Here is a 6,162-nt window from a genome sequence, read left to right as displayed (position 1 = left end):
CAATATACAATGCATTGGGAAATTTAGCTGTTTTTGAAGCCAGAAGTTTAGATAATAAAGACCGTTGGATTCTTCAATTAAACTTAAATGACGCAACGGTTTCAGAATTAGAGTACCAACACGATGAAGCTTGGATTGGCGGACCTGGAATTCCAGGCTATAATTTCAGCAATGGAACGTTAGGTTTTTTAGCCGATAATAAAACCATTTATTTTCAATCTGAAGCAACCGGTTTTTCTCATTTGTACACTTTCAATTTGGAAACAAAAAAGAAAACACAACTAACACAAGGTAAATGGGAAGTTCGCGATGTAGTTTTATCAAAATTGTCTAATTCTTTTTATATTACAAGTACCGAAACGCATCCTGGAAATCGTTCTTTTTATAAGTTAGATATTAATTCGGGTAAGAAAATACCAATTTTAACCAATGATGGTGCGTATGAAATTGAAGTATCACCAGATGAAACCAAATTAGCCATTCGGTATTCAAATAGTAATACGCCTTGGGAAATTTTTATGGCGGATAATAAAGCTAATCCTACTTTAAAACAAATTACGTTTTCTACTTCTGATGCTTTCAAAACATACAAATGGAAAAAGCCTGAAGTCATTTCTTTTAAAGCAGCAGATGGGACGGATGTTTTTGCCAGAGTGTACCATCCAAAATCAGAAAATAAAAATAAAGCCGCAATCATATTTGTTCACGGAGCTGGCTATTTGCAAAATGCACACAAGTATTGGAGCACCTATCACAGAGAATATATGTTTCATAATCTTTTATCCGATTTAGGCTACACCGTTTTAGATATAGATTACCGTGCAAGTGATGGTTACGGACGCGATTTCAGAACCGGAATTTACCGCCATATGGGTGGTTTAGATTTATCGGATCAATTAGATGGGAAAAAATATTTAGTTGAAAAGTTAGGCATTGATGCTAATAAAGTTGGAATTTACGGAGGTTCGTATGGTGGATTTATAACGCTAATGGGTTTATTAACAAAACCTGGCGAATTTAAAGCAGGTGCAGCATTACGTTCGGTTACAGATTGGGCGCATTACAACCAAGGCTACACCGCTAATATTTTAAATTTTCCTGAAACAGACCCGGAAGCTTTCAAAAAAAGTTCACCAATTTATTTTGCGGATAATTTACAAGACAAGTTGTTAATGCTTCACGGAATGGTAGATGACAACGTACAATTTCAAGACATTGTTAGAATGACACAGCGTTTTATTGAACTTGGCAAAAAAGATTGGGATTTAGCCGTTTTTCCAGTAGAAGCACACGGATTTCAGAAAACCTATTCTTGGGTAGATGAATATAGAAGAATTTTGGATTTATTTAATGAAAACTTAGTAGATAAAAAGTAATGGAAATTCGAATTTTAACTCAAAAAGCCGAAATGTTAGCGCATTTGGATATCGTAAAACAATTATATCCTGAATTTACCGTTGAAAAATATGGCACGCTTTTAGATGAAATGCTTAAAGCCAACTACCAACAAGTTATTGTTACTAAAAATAACAAAACAATCGCTCTAACAGGTGTTTGGATTGGAACAAAATTATGGTCAGGGAAATACATAGAAATTGATAGTTTTGTGGTTGATGAAGATTTTAGAGGGCAAAAAATCGGGGATATTTTAATTGATGAAGTACATAAAATTGCTGAAAAAGAAGGTGCTAATCAGATTGTTTTAGACGCCTTTACAACCAATTTTACCGCTGGAAAATTTTATATCAATCACGGTTTTCAGCCAAAAGGATTCCATTTTGTAAAAATATTGAATTAAAAAAAATGAAAATAATTGGACTTCTCGCAATAGCGTTTTTGAATTTAATTTCTTGTTCTTCAAATAAAGCGCATCAAGAAACCAAACACTATTTTGAAAAAATTACGTATCAAAATTGGGTTGGTGGCGTAAAAGGTGCAGGAGGCGGAACTATTTTAACTTTTACATTACAAAAACCAGTACCAAAAAACACAGAAATTATAAAAATTCAATTTCAAGAACGTGAAGGTAGTGTTACAAAATTAAATGATTTATCCTATCAAGCGACAATTAAAACATTTGATAATGAGTCTGAAACGATTCCAACACCTACAATAAAAACAAATTTAAAACCCAATCAAGCAAAGGTTTTCTTTAAAATTAATAGTAAGGAAAGCACCATTATTATTGAGGATGTAAAAGAATTACCAATGTTAGCCTATCCTTCTGCAAAACCAATAAATAATTAACTATTTTTGTTCTTTAAAATAAAATAAATTGAGCTCAAAAAGAAGCCTTTTAAAACAAACCCTAATTTATGGCATTGCAACGGTTTTACCCCGTGTGATGAGTTTTTTATTGGTGGGATTGCACACAGATTTAATGCCAAAAATCGCATATGGTGAAATAACAATTTTGTTAGCCTATATGATTTTTTTCAATGTTATTTTATCTTATGGAATGGAAACGGCTTTTTTTAGATTTTATCATAAAGAAGACACAAGCACCAGCGAAATTTCGCAACAACATAAAAAAGAAGTCGTTAGTACGGCTACAGTTTCTATTTTTTGGAGCACCATTTTGTTTTTGTGTATTGCCCTTTTATTTCAGAAAACACTTGCTGGTTTTTTAAATATAGATAAAGAATATATAAACTACGCCATTTGGATTTTAGCTTTCGATGCGCTTGTAATTATTCCGTTTTCTAAGCTTCGCGCAGATCAAAGACCTATTAGATATTCTGTATTAAAAATTTCTAATGTTGTAATCTATCTGCTATTAAACGTATTTCTGTTGGCAATTTTGCCTAAGTTAGCACAAGCCAATCCGCAAGGTTTTTGGAGTTCTTTTTATGTGGAAGACTATCAAATTGGGTATGTTTTCTTGTCAAATTTAATGGCGAGCTTGTTTACTTTTGTATTGTTTATGCCGCATTATTTTAAACCCAATTGGTTTTTCAATACCGATTTATGGAAAAAAATGCTTCACTACGGTTGGCCAATACTATTTGCAGGTTTGGCTTTTGGAATCAACGAACATTTAGATAAAATTTTATTGTCAGAATGGTTAGATCCTACAATTGCAAAAGCTGCAGTTGGAGCGTATTCGGCTTGTTATAAAATTGGTTTATTTATGGTTTTGTTTCGTACCGCCTACACTTTGGGTATCGAACCGTTTTTCTTCAGTCAAGCTGGAAATGCCAATGCACCTCAAACGTATGCAACCATTACAAAGTATTTTGTCATCTTAGGGTCGTTAATTTTATTAGTTGTAGTTGTTTTTGCAGATGTAATAAAATTCTTTTTAGTACGACAAGAAGAATATTGGGAGGCAATGACAATAGTGCCTTTAATCATAATTGCGAATTTCTTTTTAGGGATTTATACGAGTTTATCTGTTTGGTATAAATTAATTGATAAAACAATAATTGGAGCCTACATTTCAGCAATTGGTGCTCTAATTACGTTAAGTATGAATTATATTTTAATTGTAAAATTCGATATGAGTTACATAGGTTCAGCGATTGCAACAATTTGTGCTTACGGCAGTATGATGGTGATTTCGTATTATTTAGGAAAAGAAAAATACCCAATTCCTTTCGAAATGAAAAAGATCTTAACCTATCTTTTTGCGTCCATAACTTTAGCTTGTATTTCATTCTATGTTCAAGAATTAAGAGAAACGTTTGTTTTTGGAATACTTGCAATCATTGGCTTTAGTTATTATATTTACAAAAATGAAAAAGAAGTAATTTTAAAAATAATAAAACGAAAATAAACAGACTTTACGGTCTTAAAATAAATAAAACCTTGCGAACTTTGTGAAAAATATTTACGACTTCGCGGTAAAAAAACAAAACAATGCAAATAAAAATTATAAATAAATCGCAACATCCATTACCTAACTACGAAACGAATGCTTCAGCTGGAATGGATTTACGTGCGAATTTAACCGAATCAATAACTTTAAAACCGTTAGAAAGAACATTAGTAAAAACTGGGCTTTTTATAGAATTACCAATTGGTTATGAAGCACAAGTGCGACCAAGAAGTGGTTTGGCATACAAAAAAGGAATTACTGTTTTAAATTCACCTGGAACAGTGGATGCCGATTATCGTGGCGAAATTGGTGTGATTTTAGTCAATTTATCCAATGAAGATTTCGTTATTGAAAACGGTGAACGCATCGCACAACTAATCATAGCCAAACACGAACGCGCCGAATGGCAAGAAACCATAGAATTAACCGAAACCTCAAGAGGTGAAGGTGGATTTGGTAGTACGGGAGTGAAATAGCCCCCTAACCCCCAAAGGGGGAATTGACAAGATGCTGTAAAATAATAATTGAAAGTTGAATTAATAAAATCCTATTTACCCCTAATAGGAGTTCCCCCTTTGGGGGTTAGGGGGCTTTAATATGAAAATAATAGTACCAATGGCTGGTCGTGGTTCACGTCTTCGCCCACACACATTAACCATTCCTAAACCATTAATTCCAATTGCTGGAAAACCAATTGTACACCGTTTAGTAGAAGATATTGCTAAAGTAATTAATCAACCAATTGATGAAGTAGCGTTTATCATTCACGAAAGTTTCGGTGCAACTGTAGAAAAAGATTTACTGGCGATTGCTACAAAAATTGGAGCAAAAGGAACCATTTATTATCAAAATGAAGCTTTAGGAACGGGTCACGCTATTATGTGTGCGAAGAATTCTTTATCCGGACCTGCAGTTATTGCTTATGCAGATACGTTAATTCGTGCCGATTTTGAATTAGACGCAACTGCCGATAGCGTAATTTGGGTAAAACAAGTCGATCAACCAGAAGCATTTGGTGTAATTAACTTAAATGAAGCCAATGAAATTATTGAGTTAGTAGAAAAACCAAAAGAATTTGTATCTGATTTAGCCGTTATCGGAATTTATTATTTCAAAGATATTGCCGTTCTTAAAAACGAATTACAAGCGGTTTTAGATAACAACATTATTCACGGTGGCGAATACCAAATTAATGATGGAATTAAACAAATGATGGCAAAAGGTATGAAATTCGTACCTGGAAAAGTTGATGAATGGATGGATTGCGGAAATAAAGACGTTACCGTGGACACCAACAACAGAATGTTAGGATTTTTACATCAAGATGGCGAAGATTTAGTAGCTAATGATGTGCGTTTAGATAATTCACAAATCATTCCACCTTGTTTTATTGGCGAAGGCGTGCAACTTATTGATTCCATAATTGGACCAAATGTTTCTATCGGAAAAGGGTCACATATTCAAAATAGTAAGATTCAAAATAGTTTAATTCAAACGCATTCACATATTAAAAACGCAAAATTAGATAATGCGATGATTGGAAATCACGTAAATTATAATGGCGAGTTTACAAGCGTAAGTTTAGGTGACTATTCAACAATGGAATAATTTTTGATATTCATAAATTATATATGGTTTTTTTATAATCTTTTAGACAAAATAATAAATTTTGCGGAACTTTGCGCAAGTCTTTGTATAACTCTGTGTAACAACAAAAATATGTATAAAATAATAGCATTTCTTTTCCTTTTTCAAATTTCTTTCGGACAAATTGATCCTGAAGTAACAAACGCCGAATACAAAGATTCTATAGTTGAAACTAAAAAATTTTATATCGGCGATGTTGATAATGATAAAATAAAAGATTATGCCATTTCAATTGCTTCAAGAAATAAAGAAACTAATGAAGTTTTTCGTAATTCGGTAGACGTTAAATTTTCCAATAATAATGAAACAATAAGATTTTACCCAAGTAATGGAATTTATATTACAACAATTGAAGATTTAAATAATGATACTGCTAACGAAATAATAATATTTTCTAATGCTAATGAAGGTTTGTGGCAATATATTTCAGTTTTGACTTATAAAAATAGAATCTGGAAAAAAATCGGTGAAACAAAAGGCTTTTGCTCTGACTTTGAAGATTTTTTAAATAGAGTAGTAAAAATTAATGATAAATTTTTTCTAATCGGAGACACTTGGGATTTAGATGAAAAAGGAGATTTTAAAAAAATAAAAATCAAATTGAAGACAAAATAATAAATTTTGCGGAACTTTGCGCAAGTCTTTGTGTAACTCTGTGTAACAACAAAATATGTATAAATTAATAGCATTTCTTTTCC

General features: G+C 32.3%; 7 protein-coding genes. All 7 read left to right on the top strand.

The window, feature by feature from the left end; genetic code table 11:
• Positions 1-1,376, top strand: a 1,376-nt coding sequence (locus ACIQ11_RS08190) for a prolyl oligopeptidase family serine peptidase (protein WP_396154168.1), incomplete at its 5' end; no start/stop codon positions are given.
• Positions 1,376-1,798 (top strand): GNAT family N-acetyltransferase, encoded by a 423-nt coding sequence (locus ACIQ11_RS08185; RefSeq protein WP_396154167.1) that lies wholly within the window; start codon positions 1,376-1,378, stop codon positions 1,796-1,798. The genes ACIQ11_RS08190 and ACIQ11_RS08185, both read left to right, overlap by 1 nt.
• Before the next feature lie 5 nt (positions 1,799-1,803).
• The gene (locus ACIQ11_RS08180; RefSeq protein WP_396154166.1) at positions 1,804-2,247 is read left to right on the top strand and encodes a hypothetical protein; all 444 of its coding nucleotides are present in this window, start codon (positions 1,804-1,806) and stop codon (positions 2,245-2,247) included.
• A gap of 28 nt (positions 2,248-2,275) precedes the next feature.
• Entirely contained in the window at positions 2,276-3,775 is a 1,500-nt protein-coding gene (locus ACIQ11_RS08175) for a lipopolysaccharide biosynthesis protein (RefSeq protein WP_396148260.1), read from the top strand.
• Between the two features lie 83 nt (positions 3,776-3,858).
• On the top strand, positions 3,859-4,293 hold the full coding sequence (gene dut / locus ACIQ11_RS08170) for a dUTP diphosphatase (protein ID WP_396154165.1): 435 nt from the start codon (positions 3,859-3,861) through the stop codon (positions 4,291-4,293).
• 121 nt (positions 4,294-4,414) lie between these two features.
• On the top strand, positions 4,415-5,425 hold the full coding sequence (locus ACIQ11_RS08165; protein WP_353079646.1) for a sugar phosphate nucleotidyltransferase: 1,011 nt from the start codon (positions 4,415-4,417) through the stop codon (positions 5,423-5,425).
• A gap of 111 nt (positions 5,426-5,536) precedes the next feature.
• Positions 5,537-6,079, top strand: coding sequence for a hypothetical protein (locus ACIQ11_RS08160; RefSeq protein ID WP_396154164.1), 543 nt, complete (start codon positions 5,537-5,539; stop codon positions 6,077-6,079).
• Positions 6,080-6,162 lie beyond the last annotated feature (83 nt).

The sequence above is a fragment of the Flavobacterium sp. genome (genome assembly GCF_044361065.1).
GTDB lineage: Bacteria > Bacteroidota > Bacteroidia > Flavobacteriales > Flavobacteriaceae > Flavobacterium.
The sequence above is the reverse complement of the archived record's forward strand: the minus strand, read 5'-3'. Positions and strand labels throughout refer to the sequence as shown.